General features: G+C 41.0%; 12 protein-coding genes and 2 pseudogenes. 6 read left to right on the top strand and 8 right to left on the bottom strand.

Annotated features, from left to right (window positions below):
* Positions 1 to 6: 6 nt before the first annotated feature.
* Positions 7 to 1872, bottom strand: coding sequence for a TonB-dependent receptor (locus Q0Y52_RS12455; RefSeq protein ID WP_297822024.1), 1866 nt, complete (start codon positions 1870 to 1872; stop codon positions 7 to 9).
* An 813-nt stretch (positions 1873 to 2685) separates the two neighbouring features.
* On the opposite strand from Q0Y52_RS12455, the pseudogene Q0Y52_RS12460 reads away from it, so the two are divergent.
* Positions 2686 to 3794: pseudogene (locus tag Q0Y52_RS12460) on the top strand (IS30 family transposase).
* 289 nt (positions 3795 to 4083) lie between these two features.
* Here the strand turns inward: Q0Y52_RS12460 and Q0Y52_RS12465 are convergent.
* Together Q0Y52_RS12465 and Q0Y52_RS12470 are read right to left on the bottom strand one after the other, a co-directional pair.
* Positions 4084 to 4548, bottom strand: a complete 465-nt coding sequence (locus tag Q0Y52_RS12465) for a transposase (RefSeq protein ID WP_366939295.1) — start codon at positions 4546 to 4548, stop codon at positions 4084 to 4086.
* Positions 4545 to 6275, bottom strand: coding sequence for a hypothetical protein (locus Q0Y52_RS12470; protein WP_297822027.1), 1731 nt, complete (start codon positions 6273 to 6275; stop codon positions 4545 to 4547). Before Q0Y52_RS12470 ends, Q0Y52_RS12465 begins: the two co-directional genes overlap by 4 nt.
* Positions 6276 to 6903: 628 nt before the next feature.
* Here Q0Y52_RS12470 and Q0Y52_RS12475 point away from each other — a divergent pair.
* Positions 6904 to 7374, top strand: a complete 471-nt coding sequence (locus Q0Y52_RS12475) for a PaaI family thioesterase (RefSeq protein ID WP_297822029.1) — start codon at positions 6904 to 6906, stop codon at positions 7372 to 7374.
* Positions 7375 to 7841: 467 nt separating this feature from the next.
* Here the strand turns inward: Q0Y52_RS12475 and Q0Y52_RS12480 are convergent.
* Positions 7842 to 8816, bottom strand: a pseudogene (locus Q0Y52_RS12480) (IS3 family transposase); the annotation flags it as partial.
* 244 nt (positions 8817 to 9060) lie between these two features.
* Between Q0Y52_RS12480 and Q0Y52_RS12485 the strand changes: the two are divergent.
* Positions 9061 to 9468 carry a DCC1-like thiol-disulfide oxidoreductase family protein gene (locus tag Q0Y52_RS12485; protein ID WP_297822030.1) on the top strand — a complete coding sequence of 136 codons (408 nt, stop codon included), beginning with the start codon at positions 9061 to 9063 and terminating at the stop codon, positions 9466 to 9468.
* A gap of 116 nt (positions 9469 to 9584) precedes the next feature.
* On the opposite strand, the gene Q0Y52_RS12490 is transcribed toward Q0Y52_RS12485, so the two are convergent.
* The gene (locus tag Q0Y52_RS12490; RefSeq protein WP_297822031.1) at positions 9585 to 11228 is read right to left on the bottom strand and encodes a class I adenylate-forming enzyme family protein; all 1644 of its coding nucleotides are present in this window, start codon (positions 11226 to 11228) and stop codon (positions 9585 to 9587) included.
* Positions 11229 to 11619: 391 nt separating this feature from the next.
* Between Q0Y52_RS12490 and Q0Y52_RS12495 the strand changes: the two genes are divergently transcribed.
* The gene (locus Q0Y52_RS12495) at positions 11620 to 11856 is read left to right on the top strand and encodes a hypothetical protein (protein ID WP_297822032.1); all 237 of its coding nucleotides are present in this window, start codon (positions 11620 to 11622) and stop codon (positions 11854 to 11856) included.
* A 232-nt stretch (positions 11857 to 12088) separates the two neighbouring features.
* On the opposite strand, the gene rho is transcribed toward Q0Y52_RS12495, so the two are convergent.
* The 3 genes from rho to Q0Y52_RS12510 all read right to left on the bottom strand — a co-directional run bounded on the left by rho (position 12089) and on the right by Q0Y52_RS12510 (position 16254).
* Positions 12089 to 13048 (bottom strand): transcription termination factor Rho, encoded by a 960-nt coding sequence (gene rho / locus Q0Y52_RS12500; RefSeq protein WP_297822034.1) that lies wholly within the window; start codon positions 13046 to 13048, stop codon positions 12089 to 12091.
* A 601-nt stretch (positions 13049 to 13649) separates the two neighbouring features.
* On the bottom strand, positions 13650 to 15302 hold the full coding sequence (locus Q0Y52_RS12505; protein ID WP_297822036.1) for a M28 family metallopeptidase: 1653 nt from the start codon (positions 15300 to 15302) through the stop codon (positions 13650 to 13652).
* 502 nt (positions 15303 to 15804) lie between these two features.
* Positions 15805 to 16254 carry a hypothetical protein gene (locus Q0Y52_RS12510; RefSeq protein WP_297822038.1) on the bottom strand — a complete coding sequence of 150 codons (450 nt, stop codon included), beginning with the start codon at positions 16252 to 16254 and terminating at the stop codon, positions 15805 to 15807.
* Positions 16255 to 16682: 428 nt separating this feature from the next.
* Between Q0Y52_RS12510 and Q0Y52_RS12515 the strand changes: the two genes are divergently transcribed.
* Together Q0Y52_RS12515 and Q0Y52_RS12520 are read left to right on the top strand one after the other, a co-directional pair.
* Positions 16683 to 18152 carry a DUF3336 domain-containing protein gene (locus tag Q0Y52_RS12515; RefSeq protein WP_297822041.1) on the top strand — a complete coding sequence of 490 codons (1470 nt, stop codon included), beginning with the start codon at positions 16683 to 16685 and terminating at the stop codon, positions 18150 to 18152.
* Positions 18153 to 18312: 160 nt separating this feature from the next.
* Positions 18313 to 19185, top strand: coding sequence for an SMP-30/gluconolactonase/LRE family protein (locus Q0Y52_RS12520; protein ID WP_297822043.1), 873 nt, complete (start codon positions 18313 to 18315; stop codon positions 19183 to 19185).
* Positions 19186 to 19281: the final 96 nt, after the last annotated feature.

The following is a 19281-nucleotide window of genomic DNA, read 5'->3' on the forward strand; positions in this document are numbered from 1 at the left end:
TAAATTTTACCAGTGGTATGTGGCACTAATGGTGTATTGTTCTCCTCGGCCCGGAGTGCCAGGGATCTCCTCAAAAGATTCATCCCAAAGATTGTCTGCTGCAAGCATAATATCTAGTCCCTTAAACTGCGATGGCATTATCTTTAACGTAAGGTGTGTGAATAAAGCATCGTCTGGCCCGTTTCGTAACGTATTTTCTTCTTGTTTACGCCACTCGTTATCAATGCGGACTTCAACCATGTCGCTAGGGCGCCATACAACGCCTAATGTGACGCGATGATCTGGGTAGTTCAATGCATAAAAGCTAGCATCGATATCAGCAGTGCCATAATCTTCAGATTTTTTAAGAAAGGTATAACTAGTAATGATTTCTGTGTTGTCTAAACGCTTTATGGCAAGTAACTCAAGACCAAACGTTTTGATGTCCACTGGATTTGCTGAACGCGCAGAAGTTGAATTTAAACTATAAGTCCAATCGGTTAAATCGTCATCTTGTCGATAAAAAATAGCAGAATCAAGACGCCATGTGTCTTGGTCTAATGCCAAGCCTAATTCAATGTTTTTAGTCGTTTCGCGCTCAAGTTCATAGTTACTTCTGAATAACCCTCCGGTGTTACTGCCACCGATAGCCGTATAACCCGCGACTTGACTTGCTTGGGCATAAGAAAGGTAAACAGTGTGAGAGGTATCGTCAGCATTTATGGTGTTCAACGTGATATCCCCAATCAGGGATGTTTTGGAGCTATCTCGATTAGTGTCGTCAAAAGTAGCGCCGAGGCGATACGTTAACTGTTGATTATTTTTTAGGTCTATTTGGTATTCAGGCAATACACTGAGCTTGTAATAATGACGAGAGGTAAAGTTATTTTCAAGGGTAGTTGACTCAATACCATCTGCCATAAATTGAGCTGAATAATTCAATGCAAAGCTTGCTGTTTTTGCATGGCGACCGGAAAGTGCTATCGAGGTAACATCCGTTTCATGAAATGCCTGGAATATATCAGGATTTTCACGGGAAAAAATATAAAGGTCGTTATGACGACGATAGTAAGTTGACACTTCAAATGTGCTGTCTTGAGCATAATGTTGTTTATGATTAAATATTAATAGCCGCGCTCTAAGATCTTCCGTTTCATTGACATTAAAGGGAGTGTACATATTTGGCCACCCAAAGAACTTTTCTTGAACACCTAAAAATAGGTCGGTTTGTGATGACGGCCCAACTAACTGAATTCGACCAGAGACGCGCTGAAATTGGTGATCGCCATTTTCTATCGTTCCGTCACTTTCAGAGCGAGAAAATTCACCTTCAAAACCCAGAGTCCAATCTTTAACGTCATCCAGTGCCAACGTCATACCACTGTGAATACGTTGTAGGTTTGCGTTGTTATTACCTGCGCCAATAGAAACGCTACCTGACGTATTTATGCGGGACCAGTAGCGAGAAACAGTACCTACTGAGCTATTAACACCGAGGTGCGCATTGTCGACCCCAGTCAGCACACTGGCGTCACTTAACATTTCTTGAGCGATAGGAATTTCCGCAAAATAATGCCCCGTTTGCGGATCAAATAATGTGGCGCTGCCTACTCTAAAGCCGGTATTTTCAAAAATACCGCCACGGATCGTCACATCAGCTTGAGCTTCTGCCATATTGCGAGACTGAAGATCAACACGTGGATCATATTCCAGGTTTGAAATGGGTGAGCCAAATGTGCCCACTGGTATTTTATTCGCCGTTGCTGATCCCTCAACCGTAATTTTCTCAATATATTTTACTTCATTGCTATTGTCGGTGTTGTCGGATTGTGATGAAAAAGCCGATACGTTAAATAACAAAGCAGGCAAAGCAACTCGTGCTCCCAGATTCATGTTAATACCCTCTATTACAGTGTTAGAACTATTGGTACAAACGATTATTTTTCTACTACCTCACACAACAGTATGAGCCACTAGGAGAATGAATTATTCTGCCTACTAATGGCATTCAACGGACTTTAATATTGGAAAAACCAAACAAGAATGTCGTGAGATAATGCTGAGGTTAAGTTGAAAGGTAATAATCGTTTCGCTTATAAACATTATATCGCAGCGGTTAACATATAAAAACAGAAAAGAGGGTAGATCCAAATTAAAAGGGGAAAGTGTTAATTTAAATAATAGCTTTCTCGCCAATATGTGAGACTTTGATATGTTTGAAACGATGTTACTTATGTTAGCTATCTGGAAATTATTGGTGTTAACCAATACAATTCAACGGTGATGATGAACCTTCACTTGCTGGTCGTAATTAAGGGGGCAGGTCTTGAACTTTGCACAAAATACAAAGGCTGGCTCACTCTTCATGAACCCATTCTTCTCAAGCGCTTTTATACCCAAGTGAGCTGGATCTGCATTTTCAGCACACTGATAACAGGTCGAATTGCACTATGCCTAAGTTATATACTGAGGCCTCTTGCTTATACATGCATTCATGAGTGATTGGGTATTCGCCAGGTAGTTGAGCAGAAAGGGCTAATTATAAGTGCTCATTAAAAATGTCTACCTTGGTTATTTAAAATTAATGACTTGCCGTCAAATCTCATCCCCTGTTCTGGTCAATGCAACGTTATACTTAGATAAAGTGGAGGCGTTGCTATGACAAGAAGAAAAAAGATTTACTACAATGCACAATAAAGAACATTAATATGGGATCGATACCAGCAAGGCGATTCCTTGCATGACATTGGAAAGATGTTTGATCGATTTCATACCGGTGTACAAGGAATTATTTCGAGGGAAGGCGGAATAAGGCCTCGCCAAACAACAAGATCCGCGTCACATTTAACACCTCAAGAAAGAGAAGAAATATCTCGCGGTTTGTGATCAAAATTATCAATTCGTGAAATAGCCAAACAGCTAAATCGAGCACCTTCCACTGTATCTAGAGAGGTGCATCGAAATGGTGGGCGTGGAACATATCGAGCGAATAAAGCCGACACGGCCGCATGGGAGCGCGCGAAAAGGCCAAAGCCATGCAAACTCCTTTTAAACAAAGTCTTAGCACGGTTGGTTGCGATGAAGTTACATCGAACTTGGTCTCCGCAGCAAATCGCGGGTTGGCTCATGCACACCTACTCTGATAAGGACTTACATGTGTCTCATGAAACAATATACAAACGCTATATATCCAAACAAGAGGGGCTTTAAAGAAAGAGCTATTAAAACATTTGAGGTCTCAACGCGTCATGAGACGCTCTAAACATGCCACCTTAAAAGGTAAAGGTTTAGGTAAAATAGTAGACGCAGTTAATATCAGTGAAAGACCGCCTGAAGTAGAAGATAGAGCTGTTCCAGCGCACTGGGAGGGTGATTTGATAGCAGGCTCAGGAAATAGTTATATAGCGACTCTAGTCGAACGTCACTCCCAATATGTAATGTTAGCCAAGGTTTCAAGTAATAAAACCGCCGCCGTAATTGACGCGCTAATCAAGCAATCCAAAAAATTACCAAGCGAGTTATATAAGACATTAACTTGGGATAGAGGGTGCGAAATGTCTAATCATAAAAGGTTCACACTCGCTACCGATATTCAAGTGTACTTCTGCGATCCAAAGTCGCCGTGGCAGCGAGGCTCGAATGAAAATACCAACCGTTTACTGCGTCAATACTTCCCAAAAGGAACAGACTTAAATGAGCATTCTCAACAGAAATTAAGCCAAGTCGCCAGACAACTAAACGAAAGACCAAGAAAGACGTTAGAGTATGAGACACCAGCAGAGCGATTTAACCAGTGTGTTGCATTGACCAGTTGAACTCACAAGGGAAAGAGGTCCTAAACTGAAAGAGAGTCACAATTTCCCATATTAATAGGTAGAACAAAACATCATTTTTCATAAAATAAAAATACATGATGCTTAACATTTTCCATATTTACCTCTCTTTTATATCCTTGATGGAGTGAAAATCGGCTATTTTTCGTCAATTAATCAACTATTTCTACTTAATTCAGAATTCAAGACAAGCGCCTCCCGCTGTTGTGCAAACCAGTTTTGCTTATGATGATGAACGGTTTTATTCAAACAGAATTATCTGAGGCGGTGCTCAACTTTGTGGGGATAATAGCTCGATGACATCATCATTATTCGTATTCAGGTGGTGGAGTATCTTTTGGATCACCAATGGATGTGCATTAGGCACATCCCTGTGCCATAACCTTGCGGGCAGCATGCGCTGCTTGCTGTTAGGGGCCAGTACTCCATGGTACCGCGTCAAATTTGCGCGTGGCTTCGGCACTAAGGCAGCCAATTTAGCCATGAGGTCAACGGCTCGAAGATAACGTGAGTTGTGCCGTTTCTGTAGGGCGTCTTTAACTGATACCTGACATTTCCCTGTGATGTCAGGTATCAGTCGTTCTTCTGATGCCGCCGGGCGGGAGATATAGCGACACAACCGTTCCAGCTTTTTGCGTTCTCGTGTCTTTGTCGCCATTCCGGCATGCAAGGGGAAACAGCAGTTAGGGTGCTCTCTTGGCGCGATGAAACTCTGGCCGTTAGAGGCCAGCCCTATGGACTATTTTGCAAACAAAGTTTCTTGGTGGCCGTCTTAAAAAAATCGAGCAACTCTTTCGGAGCATCAACGCCGGAAAGGATAATTTTTTCAAACCTATCAATCGGCAGACCGTGTAATAGTATGTCGTCCAAGGTGCAGTAGATTTCAGCCATTACCACCGTTCTCTGACGCAGTGCGCATTTGACAGTTTCCCACGGGGTCTCATCTTCTACAGAAAATTGAACTGGTCCAATAGTAAAGCTCCGTCCAGCAATTTTCGCTACTCCTGGTTTCCCAGACTTCACAATGCTTTGGTGGCCGAGGGCCTGCGAAGATATGTACAATTCAACCGGAATACGGCCAGGATGCTCCCCCAATACTAGCCCGCCGATTTTCTCAGGGGACCAACCCGCCGCAATTACAACATCCAGGCCTGGTGTAGTATTCATCTCGATAAACGCCCCGGCAGTTTCCCAGGGGGGACGGCTGATATCAGTTGTCATGTAGTCAAAACCAGCCACATCCAGCCCAAGGGTCACAGCGGCATTTATTGCCATATCAATCAACGAAGGATGGATATTTTCTGTTACGTCGATACATATACCACCTGCGGACAAATTTGAAACACTGCGAAGCGAAATACGCTGGCCTTTGGCAAGAACTGTCGTCAGGCTTACCCCTTGTCTCTTGATATGCTCTTGGAAAATCCTATCCATTTCGATTGGACGCAGGTAGTGACTCTTTACGATGTCGTCACTCCGACCAGCATTGATTTCGGCAATCAGGTTCTCTAACCGCCTCACCCCGTCTCCGATCGCCTGCGAAGGTTCTCGACGGATAGCCGCTACAAAAGCACCGCCAATGACCATCAACCGGTAATCGCTGCCGGGTACAAATTCCTCCAGCATGATCGGACCCGTCGTCACCCCCTGGGCTATTTCAATTGCAGCAATCAATTGCTGCTCGTTTTCAATCCCTGCTGTAATCCCTCGCCCCCCTCCCTGATCCAATGGTTTGACGACACAAGGATATCCAGATGGCGGTAGTATGTTCTCAATTTCTCTCCGAGAGTTGAGTAGCGTATGTTTTGGTGTTGGCAATCCAAGTGCCCCAAATGCCGACTTGCTGATAGATTTATTACCTGCAAGAATTCCCCCGATGAGGCCATCCGACGAAGACATAGATTCAAAGAATTGGCGTGATCGTAAGCCCCACCCGAATTGCCAATACCGGGATTTATTGATGAAAGATAACGCTGGAATGTCCCTGTGCCGGGCAGCTGTAAGAAGAATTCTTGCCTGATAATCGGGATGATGGTGTCTGCATTGAACCCAGATTTTTCTGAGAGCAGTTTCAAATTTCTTCCGGTCTATGCCAACCGCTAGTTGTGATAAACCAAAACGTACCACTTCAAGAGATATATCGGGCTTATGGAATCCAACCCAGAATACGAGGTTTTCACGCACTTGCCTCGCCCCGCAACTATGCAGATAGCCTCGCTTGAAGTTGAGTACATCCAAAGCCCATTTTGCGATACATGAAGCCTTTCCAAGAGCGTTTTTCTGTTCTAGTTCATTTTGCGAGGCCCCGAAAATCTGTTTTGAAAGCGCTGTAAATTCGAGCAGATTTTCTGCTTCTATCAGCTTGTCAAAAGGCTCCGCATCAACCGTAAACAGAATAATTTTTTCCTTGGAATACAGACTGGGGCCGTAAAATATGCTGGTCGATAGTCTTAGAGGTACCATTTTATTTCTCGTTAACCGAGCGCTGAAGAATTGCTAAAATCAAAACTTCAGTTTTCTTAAAGTCAAAATATATGATGCCTCATATTTACCATATTGACATCTATTTTATATTCTTAAGGGAGTGAAGGCCGGTTATTTTTGGTCTATTAATCAACTGTTTTTACATAATTCAGAATTTAGAACAAGCGCTTCCCGCTGTTTTGTAAACCAGCTCTGTATATTGCTTATGATGATAAACGGCTTTTATTCAAACAGACTTATCTGAGGCGGTGTTAGATTCTCGTCGTTAATTACTTGCTTACCGCTTATAATTGGTACTTAACCGATTGAAAAGCTAATCCCCCCTGCGTCTGCAGGTCGCTCAATCTAGGATCAATCTTTTTTACTCACCTTCATAAATTCAAAATATTATTCACGTGCGTACAAAGCAATGTTATCTACATCCATTGTAAAAAAGACCCGTGTTATGTTCTCATTAGAAGATTAATCATCATGGTAACTTTAATCTTGGACAAAAAAGGATTGTATTAATCCTTTCATATCAAAGCTAATCAATAGGATAATGATGTCATTGATATACAAGTATTAACGAGTCACTTTAAGCTTTATTTTTTTTGAGGGAATAAATATGAGTAAAAAAGCATTTCAAGATTGTTACCCTGACGAGCTAAGTCATTGCTATGGTTGTGGCAAACACAATCATCAAGGTCATCAATTAAAAAGTTATTGGCATGGTCAGCAGACTATCGCTCATTTCACTCCCGAGTCTTTCCATACTGCTATCCCAGGTTTTGTTTATGGTGGTCTGATTGCTTCATTAATTGATTGTCATGGCACGGGTAGCGCTGCAGCAGTGGCCTTTCGTAATGAAGACAGAGCCATGGCAACTCTGCCAGCTATACGCTTTGTGACAGGCGCCTTGAATGTTAATTACCTAGCTCCCACCCCGCAAGGAGTTGAGTTAGAATTAATTGGTTTTTTTTCCGAGATCAAAGAACGTAAAATCATTGTTGATATTGTCGTTTCAGCCAATGGTGTTGTATGTGCCAAAGGTGCTGTCATTGCGGTGAAAATGCCTCAAAGTATGACAATAAGATAATCAATATTGTAAAACTGTTTATTGTCATAAGATATTGTTTTTGTCGAATATTTTTACAGGTCTTTGTGTATGTTTTAATTGTATTTGAGTAGCAGTCGATGTGAATGAGAGTTATGACATTACATTCCAAAACTGTTATCTAACGAGTCGTTTTTTAGTAACCCAATTATTATGATTTCAACCTATAACGCTGTCTTTGTGGGCATTTTGCAGCCATATGCAAAAGTAGGAAGTAGCAATGAGTAAAGATCTTTTTGAACATAAAACGGATATGTATGATGGGATGGTCATCGCGTTTCAAATATCGAAAATATCGAAAATATGGTTAATGCTATAGTGGGAAGTGTCAGTCTTAATTCCAATCATAAAATGCATGTCATGCGTTTTATACATACCTTAAAAGGTGAGGGGACCCCGATGCTCAGTGAAGAAATTTTACTTGTACATGATGGTGAATGCTGTTCTGGTCAAGTCCAACCGGACACTTTTCTAAAGGAGTTTTCAAATTCAATTGGCGATTGATCCAAATTAGCTGAATGTAGTCGCTCAACATTATAATATTTCATGTACCTAGCAACATCTTCTCGCATATGTGTTCGAGTGGGCTGCGGTACTTTAAACAACCAATCATGCTTTAAACTTCCAAAGAAGCGCTCCACAACAGCATTATCCCAGCAAGCTCCAACATCTCCCATACTAGCTCGACACTCTAATCGCGACAGTAGATTTCTAAAGCCTTTACTCGTGTACTGAGAGCCTCTGTCACTGTGAAACACCAAACCTTTTGGTGGTTTGCGTAAATTATGAGCCTTTGTCAGTGCTTGCTCGACCAAATCACGCGTCATGCGTTTTGATATATGCCAACCTACAATCCGGCGTGAATACAAATCCATGACAATGGCTAAGTACAACCAGCCCTCACCAGTCTTTAAATAGGACACATCACCCGCCCAAATTTGATTGGGTCCAACAGGATTGAAATTCATATTTAGCAAGTTGTCAGCCACAGCATCACTGTGTTTGCGCTTGGTTGTCACTTTATAAGCTATTCGCTGAGTCACAACTAATTTAAGCCGTTCCATTAACTTAATGGCGCGATACCGCGTTATTTCAAAGCCTTCTTTGCGTAGTGCTTTAGCAAGCTCTCTGCTGCCTAAACTGTTTCGACTTGCCTTGAATAATGCTTTGGCTCGTCGATACAGTCTTAGCATTTGAGCGCTAATGAGTTCACCAGGTTTTTTTTAGCCATGCGTAGTATGCTGACGAACTCACTTCCATCACTTTACAAGCAACTGACACCGGATACTTCGCATCAAGCTCACTTATAAAAGAATATCTTACTTCATTTCTTTCGCGAAGAAGGCACTGGCCTTTTTTAGGATTTCACGCTCCATTTGTAGACGTTTACTATCTTTCCTGAGCTGAATTAACTCTGCCCGTTCATCACCAGATAATGCATCACCTAGTGCCTGTTTCTTATGCTTAGCTACCCAGTTGTAAAGTAGCAATGAGTAAAGATCTTTTTGAACATAAAACGGATATGTATGATGGGATGGTCATCGCGTTTCAAATATCGAAAATATCGAAAATATGGTTAATGCTATAGTGGGAAGTGTCAGTCTTAATTCCAATCATAAAATGCATGTCATGCGTTTTATACATACCTTAAAAGGTGAGGGGACCCCGATGCTCAGTGAAGAAATTTTACTTGTACATGATGGTGAATGCCCTGCTTGCCACGCTTATTGCCAAGTAGTGAGGATCAAAGAATGTGAGGGTGATTTACGTATTGTGGATGCAAGGGAAAACAGCGAAGTGATGAATGAAATCAGCGCACAAGGTCTCGACATTGACCAAGGAATGGTTTTGAAGGTGGGTGGGCAGTTTTATTACGGCTCCGATGCGATACATAGGCTTGCTTTGATTAGCAGTCGTCGGGGAATATTTAATCGTATTAATTATTGTATATTTAAATCAAAAACCGTTTCAAACATTCTTTATCCGCCCCTCAGATTTTTTAGAAACCTGTTATTGAAAATGCTAGGGAAAACCAAAATCGATAATCTGAAGAAAAAAGAGGATGATACATGCTAACTATCTCATGAAACTTAACAGACAGCATAACGGGTCACCCATAGTCAATTTATCACATGCTTTTATATATTTGATTGAATGACAATGGGGGGTTGCGTTATTCACTTAAAATAAAATCACCGAAGTGCTTTTTTATCAATCTTACCGACTGCTGTTAGTGGTATCGTGTCAATAAAGTGAATATGTTTTGGCGTTTTAAAGGCAGCCATAGTTTCATGGCAAAAAGTTAATATTTTTTCTTTTACTGCGTGTTCATCAGCATCGATATGTTGGGCAGATAACTCAACATACAAATTGACTACATCGTTGCCCGGACGGGCTTTATCTTCAGTGCCAATGATTGCGCAAGCTGCAATTTCAGGCATAGCGGAAAGCTTATCTTCTACTTCGACTGAAAACACTTTGAAACCGCCCACAATCAGCATATCTTTGGCGCGATCACAAAGAAAAATATACCCTTCTTCGTCCATGTATCCTACATCGCCAGAAAACATCCAGCGCTCGCCATCAATCTCTCGCAGAGCTTTGGCCGACTCGTTAGGTAAATTTAAATAGCCTTTCATTACCTGGGGACCGGAACAAATAATCTCTCCTGGTTCGCCATAGGGCATGTCTTGTTCACCTGTTTCAACGTCGCGAATTCGTACCCTTGCATTAGGGACAGGAAAACCTATTGACCCAAGTTTATATCGCTTAGGTGGATTTGCAGTATAACAAGGCGCTGTTTCAGTCATGCCAAAAGCATCAGATATCTTATTGTCACCAATAATAGCTGCAAGCGCGTCGTAACTTCCGCGAGTGAGAGGGGCTGCGCCTGATACCGCTACTCTGAGTTTAGAAAAATCGAGGAATGAAAAGGCAGGATTAGCAACCATCATGTCATATAACGCTGGGACCCCAATGATAACGTTTGCAGGGTTCATTTGAAGTTGCTCACAAATAAAATCTGTATCCCGTGGGTTGGGTACGAGGATCATCTTGCCACCATAAATTGCCGAGGCAATCGCATTGGCTAGCCCTGCAATGTGAAACATTGGAAACGCGCTTAATAGCGTTTCTTGGCTTTCATTAAAAGGGTTCACTGCCATTGATTGCGCTGTGTTATGCATGACATTACGTTGCGACAACATCGCACCTTTAGGCTTGCCTGTGGTGCCGCCGGTATATTGGATCATGAAGGTATCATTCCAATGGACATCAATTTGAGTATATTCAGTTGATGCCGATTGTGTAAGACTTAAATACCAGAACACCCCACAATTTTTAATGTCTGGGAGATCAAAATCTATCGGCGCTAGTAGGTCTGCCGCACCTGTTACAATTGTATATTTTAGGCAGTCTGGCGTTTCAGGCATGGCTGCGAAGACTGGTGCCAGTTCACTTAGCGTGATAACGACTTTAATGCCTGCGTCTTGAATTTGATATGCTACTTCTGGTGGGGCTAATAGCGGCGAAATGCCTGAACCGATTGCGCCTATCTTGCTGATTGCGGCTAACATTATTGGATATTGTGGAATATTAGGCAAGTGAATGCCAACAACATCGCCTTTATTAATCCCCAAGGTTATCAAAGCATTGGCTAAGCGATTGGCTTGTTCATTGTACTCTGCATAGCTAATTCCGCGGGCTACATACCACATAGCCATCGCTTCTGGCTGAATACGGGCATGTTCCTCAATAAAACTACCAAAGGGCCTATCCTCAAACTCTGGAATGATAATCCCTAAAGATCCGTAGTGAGCTAACCATGGTAAATTCATTATGCGTTCCTTTTCTGTTTAATCATTAATAAAGACGACGCTAAATCACTAGACAGTCAATATTTAAAAAACGATATATAAGGTTTCAATAAATTGTAAATGTAATGTGTCAGGTTATGTACAATGCGTCTAGTGCTTTCATTTCCCCAATGAAAGATTTTTCATAACGTGCATAAGTAACATTTAACCAACAAACTCTAGTCATGTGCACTTCAACCCATAGCGTTAAAACCACTTTACAATAAAGGATCACCAAGCCAGACAATGTAAATATGTTCAAATAATTTTAAATATCTGATTATGTTTAGACGAGCCCCTGTATGCTTGATTGTTTTAAAATATATAAGGATCAGATTTTTCTGATATTTACTTTGTGTTGTTAAGGATTTATATGCGTGATGTATTGTTAAGCAGTATTTTAGTGTTAGGTTTGAGTGCTTGTACACAACCAAGAACAGTGGTTGCAGAGCCATCTGAACTAAAACAAAACAATACTAAACAAGTTTTGAGTGAAAATTGTGAAGATGCTAAATATCAACTTGATAAAACGGTTGAAGAAGGTCAGTTATTTGATTTGGGAGATTTAAAACGCAACATTGAATTGTACTGCGTTTGGCTCAGGAATTAGTATTCCACACAACGAACTGGGTATCGTTAAAAAGGGGGGATGTATTATGTTTTAATTTGAGTAAGCCCGCGTTGAGTTGCAAGGTTATTAACACACAGAGCATCTTTTGCTGGGTATCACTACAACGCACTGAGAATGCAGAGGTAAAAATAACCTCAAGGCTTTTATTGTTAATATCCTCAAATAATTCTAAATATTTGGTTAAATTACGTTGCTAGGGGACATTAGGTCTTTATGCTTTTGGCATAAAACAGTTTAAAAGCTCCGCATTTGTAGGATATTTTTCAAGTAACTCAGCTAGTTTTCTCGCGCCCTCTAAGGGTTTAAGGTGCGAAAGTGCCCTACGCAAAACGATTACTTTTTCAAGATCTTTCGGATTTAAAAGTAGTTCCTCACGGCGCGTACTACTTTTTGCAACATCTAGTGCAGGAAAAACCCGCTGGTCTGCAATCTTCCGTGATAAAACGATTTCCATATTTCCAGTGCCTTTGAATTCTTCAAAGATCACCTGATCCATCTGACTACCGGTATCAACGAGTATGGTAGCTAGAATTGTGAGGGACCCACCGTTTTCGATTTTTCTGGCGGAGCCAAAAAGTTTTCGTGGTACTTCCAATGCTCTAGCATCAAGTCCACCTGACATTGTGCGACCGCTGCTTTTACGACTTGCATTATGAACTCGAGAGAGTCTCGTAAGAGAATCGATGACAATCATAACATCATGTCCTTCTCCTGCTTGCTTGCGAGCGGTGTTAAGCAGTTGATTCGCTACGCGCACATGTTGCTCATAGCTTGAATCTGTGGATGAGGCGTGCACTTGTGCCGGCACACTGCGCTTAAAATCTGTCACTTCTTCTGGGCGCTCATCTATGAGTAACGCATAAAGCTTTATTTCGGGATAGGCTTTTCCTACTGCCTGACAAATGTGTTTTAAAATAGTGGTTTTTCCACAGCCCGGTGGAGCAACAATTAAACCTCGCTGGCCCATTCCGATTGGCGTGATCAAATCCATAGCCCGGGTGGTGAATTCTTCAGAACCTAATTCTAATTGAATACACTGAGTTGGATTGATGGCTACGCCATTTAAAAAACGTTTTTGTGGGTCATCGTGTTGTAAATCTTTGACAACTTCATCAACTTGTTTAGGTTCTTCATTTCTTTTCACTTTCAAAGATAAAATTTTTCTTGTCATGATATCGCTTTATAACTTTTGATAACTGGTGTTTTCGAGGTGTTAGAGTCAATTATTCTAGGTGTCTCTTTAATTGTTTTTATCAACAAATAACCTATTAACAAGACTCATATGGACACTCCTGTGAGGACTTCACACTAGTGCACTTTTTTGCGGCGCAGCAACATAAAGCTCTGTTTTGCCAATTTCAGCTTGCCTGATGTTGAGACGTTAAGTTTAAAAATTAACTAATTTTATATTATAAATAATTTTACGGCACTATACCAATTTGATTCAATTGCATTGTGTGAATCAGTGATTTCTACTATTTACTACTTATGGTGCGTTTTAAAGTCGTCGCTAAAATGAATCTTGTTTTTAACTCGTGTAGCTAAAATTATGTGGGCTGTCATAGTTGATAACACCATATCAACACCTTCAATTATGTATTGTTAGCCATTTGTAAATAGGCCGCACATTACCTACAACAAACCAGAACAATATTATTTTCAATCACGCTAAACAAATGATAAAAAGACATATATATTTTACTGGGACTACCTTGTGCCTATATATTATTACTAAGGTCACGCATGCAATGGTATGTGACCTTGCATGATACTTATTTGGATAAATCTGCTTCGCGGCTAGTTTTAAAATCTGAGTCCATTTTCCACTTTGGCCAGTCTCTAGAGTTGGTTAATGTTTGGATAATATCAACCATCAATTCAATGTCTTGCTCAACACCTCCTAGTGACCAAGTAGGGGAAAAGTCATCTTCAGCTTTGTGATATTTGTTAGCAATATATTCAGGGTCTGTGTCTCCAAGACTCATAAATAATAAGCTTGGCACACCTTGTTTGGCTAAAGAAAAATGATCTGAGCGAAAAAATAAACCATTTTGCGGTCGAGGATCGAGTTTCACCCTTCGCTGTTGGGCTAAAGTGGCCCGGACTAAGTAATCTTCCATCTCGGATAAACCATCACCGTATTGCAAGATATAGTCTACTTTGTCCAATACATTCATGCCGTCAATATTAACCAAGGCAACCATGTTTTTGGTTGGAATAATGTCTCCTTTTGAGAATTGCTCAGAGCCTATCAATCCTGTTTCTTCAGCCGTAAAGTTGATGAATAAAATAGAACGTTCAAAAGGCTTAATTTTGTGCTTAGCCATTAATATTCGGGCTATTTCTAAGGTTCCCGCTGTGCCTGAAGCGTTATCAACAGCACCGTTGTAAACAATACTACCTTTAGAGGTTTTGTTGGTCCCAAAATGATCCCAGTGAGCACCTGCCAACACGTATTCATTGGGGTATGTATTGCCTTCAATTTTCGCGATAACATTATGCGATATAGCGTGGCTTATAATATTTTTTAGGGTTAAATTTGCACTTTGCTTTAACCTCACAGGTTTAAAATCAGCTTGTAAGGCACGCTGTTTAAGCTCTTGGTAATTAAGTCCAGATTGTTTGAAAATTTGTTCGGTAGCGGCTAATTTTAGCCAGCCCATAATAGGCAGTTTGGAGGTATTTTGTTGGCTGTCAACTAGCGTATATTTACTGCCTGTATTTGAGCTTTCTACCACACTCCAAGGATATGCGGCTGGCGCAGTTTCGTGCACCACCAACACCGCTTTTGCCCCTTGACGCGCTGCTTCTTCGTATTTATAAGTCCAGCGTCCATAGTAGGTCATGGCGTTACCGGTGAATATCTCAGGGTTTTGGGTTGCAAATCCTGGATCATTTACCAGTACGATGACAGTTTTGCCTATTACATCAATATCAGCATAGTCGTTCCACTGATACTCAGGGGCATTAATGCCGTAACCCACAAACACTAGGGAAGAATCATTTAATGTTATTTGGTTGTTAATATGTTCGGTGCGCGCGGTGAAGTCTTTACCTGACGTAAAAGACAAGTCACCAATTACCAGTTTCATGTTTTGGTCTGGAATAATTCGCGCAATTGGCACCGCTTGAAAATATTGCCCTAGTGGTGATGAACCCACACTGTTGGGGTTAGCACCTTTTAATCCCAGTTTTTTATATTGCTGGGCTAAGTATTCAATGGTGAGTTGTTCGCCTTGAGTAAGCGGGCCGCGACCTTCAAATGCATCTGATGCCAAAATCTTAATGTTCTGCGCCACACTAGATAAATCAACGGTTTGGTTTTTAGGATCTGCAAATGCCATTAAATTGAACATACTAAGGGCTGCAAAAGCGCACCCATTGATATAATTGAAAAATTGATGACGTAAACTGGATCTAGGCATAGTTGAGGTCTCGAAATAGGTATGGGTTTAGTCTATCTTACTTAAGCTTGTTATTTCTTGAAGATTATTAACCCAAACATACATTGTCAACGCCCCAAAATCTCTGTAAATATTTGATTGAGTTGTAATGCATGTTTCAGTCCATTTCTATCGATATTAATGATTCAAAAACAAGTACTTGTGGCTGTAAAGAAAATTGGCGATGCACAAAACTCTGTTTTTAAAGCTTTAAAACACTCAGGCATAATAGAAGATGCCAGGAACTTTGAGACATGTGTCTCACCACATATCTATAATAATGGGAATGACATCGCGTATTCAATTGATTGATAAATAAAGCCAATTAATTCGATGGAGGCTATTTCATTTGCCTCAAAATATATACTGACAGGCATTATTTGCTCACCAATACACCCTTTTGCTAGCTAGCGCTTAATATATTATTTTTATCTAGAGAGTTACAACATACAGTATTTATGTACTATTTACAGCATGACCTGCTCTAAGGAAAAAGCTGCACTATGCCGCTTTTGCCATCCCAGTCACCTACAATCCAGATTTGTACAAAGGGATGGGCAGAGGGAATAGAGATGCAATGTTGCAGAGCTAAAATTTGATTTTTCCCCCAAGCCGGGTGAGCATTTTGGATAACTAACCAAACCCGCTTAGTTTTATAACGCTTAAAGGATTTATTGAACAGAATTCGATTTAGAGCGGTTAAGAGACGCGCATGAGGCTCAGTGTTTCTTTCTAATTCTTGGAGTGCTTTACGGGTCTTGTCGCTAAGTTCTCGCTTCAATATTTGCATGGCTTCCTGCTCACCACCATATAGATGAGCCACTTCCAAATCCAATCTGTCTCCCTCAAAACGACAAGATACATCTGGTTTGGCGGGACGGTTGTGCCAAAGGTGGCGAATCGGATTGCCCGTCTCGTGCTCATACCAGCGCATAAAAAGTTTTGCAGCCTGATGCTCCAGCAGTAATTTTTCAGGTTTTGATGTTATTAAGTTCAGACACCACAGTTACCTCCAGCCCAATTAACAATAAAACTATCATCAAAAGTGAATAAAAGTGTTAATTTATTCAACTCATTGTTATCTGCTGACCGTCAGGACTAGTTTGAACTAGTTGACTCGAAGTGCCGGTTCAAGTTTTAGATGCTGTAGGTTAATTTTTAACGCAAGATTTCAGGCGTAATCAGTCTTTATTTGATTAAATGACCAAGCCTTAGTGATTTATCTCTGAGTCATTTTTAAAAAACAGTCATTCCCACTCATTCTTGCTTGTATGTTTATATCAACCATCTTGATGATTCACCTTGTTTTTTTGATTATAGTATCATGCTGTGAACTGTTTATTATTGCGGAGATATGACTCTATGTTATCCATCACTTCCAGTTTTTCTCTTACCCGTTTGGAGCGTAAAATGCGCCACGCCGACAACTATGCTGATTGGAAAAATGCTGCCCTTGAGCATGACGCCAAGTCTGGTTTCGAGGCATGGAAAAGCAAAGAGGAGTCGAAAAGTTATGATTATGTGAACATTCGTACCAGAATCGATGCACTTAAAGAGTACAGACGTCAGGAAGATGACATTGGACTGTTATTTGCGCTGAATGAGGGAATTCATGGTAATCAGGGAGGCATGGGTAAATCAATTCTCTATGAAAAAGCTAAATTGGGTACAAAACATCTAATTGAAGAGTATGTTGATGAAATAGTGAGTGCCCTTGATTATATCTCCACTATTCCAGAATCAAGTGAGATCACTAAAGAAGATAAGCTTGATTTTTTTGAACGTGCCAGTCACTGTTTTGGCCGTTCAGCTTTGATGTTAAGTGGTGCAGGCTCCCTTGGACATTTTCACCGTGGTGTCATCAAAACATTATTTGAACATAAAGTCTTGCCCACTGTTATTTCGGGCTCAAGCGCGGGAGCGATCTCTGCAGCAATACTTGGCACATATTCTGATGATGAATTACCCTGTGTATTGCAAGGTAATAAGGTGCTGGATCCGCTACAAATTGAAATTGATAACCGTCCAAAAAGCCTTATCCGTAGGCAATCTGACTCAGCATCATTAAAAATAATGTTAGATGCTATTATTCCTGACATGACCTTCCAGGAAGCCTATGAAAAAACAGGTCGAATGATTAGTATTACTATCGCACCTGCTGAGGAACATCAAACATCAAGATTAATGAATGCAATCACTTCGCCTAATGTTTATGTGCGAACGGCAGTCATGGCTTCCTGTGCGGTACCCGGTGTATATCCTCCTGTTATGTTGATGGCTAAGAATGTATATGGTGAGGCCCAGCCCCATTTACCGGAGCGTCGTTGGGTCGATGGGGCAGTCACTGACGATTTACCAGCCAAAAGACTCGCTAGACTCTATGGGGTTAATCATTATATTGTTAGTCAGGCTAATCCTTTAGCACTGGCCATTATCAAGGGTGAACAATATATGCCTGTGTCTGAAGGGGCAAAAAAGGTCTTACGATTATCCACCCATGAAATTTTAAAAAGTGGCGAGAAATTTAGCCGACGTTTTTTACGTAAAATTCCCGATGTAGGTAAGACCATGAGTATGTTCTATTCGGTTATGGCACAAGATTACAAAGGTGATGTGAATATCGTACCTCACTTTAATTTTGTTGATCCTCAAAAGTTGCTGGGACAACTCACCTCTGCTGAAATAGATGAATTGGTTGTTGAAGGTGAACGCTCAACCTGGCCTCAATTAGAACAAATTAAGATATGTTCTAAAATTGGCCATAAACTAGATGAAATACTAGATCATCATTTGGAACACAATATTCAACGCTTTTACAAAACACGCCGCTGAATTGAAATGAATAATGTGAGAGGACTAGAAGAACAACTGGATATGACACTGTTGTTTACAAAGTCGAATCAGAGTTGAGGGGGGGGATTGGGCAGTTCTACTCACAAGCCACAGCAGACTGTTGGTTTTTACTATCTAAAACAGAAAAATAAGGACACTAATGACACAATCAACCACATTAATCGATGGTCTTTATTTTGGGGAAAGCCCACGTTGGCGAAATGGCCGCCTATGGTACAGCGATTTTTACGACCATGCAGTTAAGTCAGTTAACCTGCGAGGTGAGGCTAGATTGGAATTACAATTAGATGAGCAGCCCTCAGGTTTAGGTTGGCTGCCAGACGGTCGATTACTGGTGGTATGCATGGAATCACTCACGTTAAAGCGACTTGAAAAAAACGGTTTGGTTTTACACGCTGACTTATCTCAATATTCAACGCATCTATGCAATGACATGGTGGTTGATAAACAAGGTAATGCCTACGTCGGTAATTTTGGGTTTAACCTTGACGAAGAAATGCAAACACGGGGTGCAGAGTCAGTGATGGCAGATCACCCCAAAGCCAATATTGTGAAAGTCACACCACAGGGAGATGTGAGTGTTGCAGCCGGTGGCATGAGTTTCCCCAATGGATCTGTTATTACTTCCGATGGCAAAACGTTCATTGTCGCAGAAACTTTGGGTCTGTGTTTAACCGCGTTTGATATTGATGAAAACAGTGCTCTGAGTAATCGAAGACAGTGGGCAGCTACCGGTTCACGACTGCCCGATGGAATATGTATGAATGCCGATGGTAATATATGGATCGCAAACGCAGTCAGTAACGAATGTGTCCTTTTTGCAAAAGGCGGAGAGGTATTAGAGGTCGTGAATACCAGTCAAAATTGTTATGCCTGTATGTTAGGCGGGGATGATGGTAAAACCTTATTTATGCTAACAGCCCAGAGCTCACAAGCACGGATAGTGAGCGTAAATAGAACCGGGAAAATTGAAATGGCTAAAGTCGCATCAACCAGAGCGGGTTGCCCTTAAATCTTTTTTTGACCTATTTTGCGTTATAGAGATAGGTTTTCAGTGACGAATGATGTTGCAAATTTATCTCTGACTTAACGTTTCTATACCCACCTT

It is taken from the genome of uncultured Paraglaciecola sp. (genome assembly GCF_943787955.1).
Classification (GTDB): Bacteria; Pseudomonadota; Gammaproteobacteria; order Enterobacterales; family Alteromonadaceae; genus Paraglaciecola.

Coding starts and splice junctions, on each gene's coding strand:
- Q0Y52_RS12455 (WP_297822024.1), bottom strand. CDS start 1,872: ATGAATCTGGGAGCACGAGTTGCTTTGCCTGCTTTGTTATTTAACGTA.
- Q0Y52_RS12470 (WP_297822027.1), bottom strand. CDS start 6,275: ATGGTACCTCTAAGACTATCGACCAGCATATTTTACGGCCCCAGTCTG.
- Q0Y52_RS12475 (WP_297822029.1), top strand. CDS start 6,904: ATGAGTAAAAAAGCATTTCAAGATTGTTACCCTGACGAGCTAAGTCAT.
- Q0Y52_RS12485 (WP_297822030.1), top strand. CDS start 9,061: ATGCTCAGTGAAGAAATTTTACTTGTACATGATGGTGAATGCCCTGCT.
- Q0Y52_RS12490 (WP_297822031.1), bottom strand. CDS start 11,228: ATGAATTTACCATGGTTAGCTCACTACGGATCTTTAGGGATTATCATT.
- Q0Y52_RS12495 (WP_297822032.1), top strand. CDS start 11,620: ATGCGTGATGTATTGTTAAGCAGTATTTTAGTGTTAGGTTTGAGTGCT.
- rho (WP_297822034.1), bottom strand. CDS start 13,048: ATGACAAGAAAAATTTTATCTTTGAAAGTGAAAAGAAATGAAGAACCT.
- Q0Y52_RS12505 (WP_297822036.1), bottom strand. CDS start 15,302: ATGCCTAGATCCAGTTTACGTCATCAATTTTTCAATTATATCAATGGG.
- Q0Y52_RS12510 (WP_297822038.1), bottom strand. CDS start 16,254: ATGCGCTGGTATGAGCACGAGACGGGCAATCCGATTCGCCACCTTTGG.
- Q0Y52_RS12515 (WP_297822041.1), top strand. CDS start 16,683: ATGTTATCCATCACTTCCAGTTTTTCTCTTACCCGTTTGGAGCGTAAA.
- Q0Y52_RS12520 (WP_297822043.1), top strand. CDS start 18,313: ATGACACAATCAACCACATTAATCGATGGTCTTTATTTTGGGGAAAGC.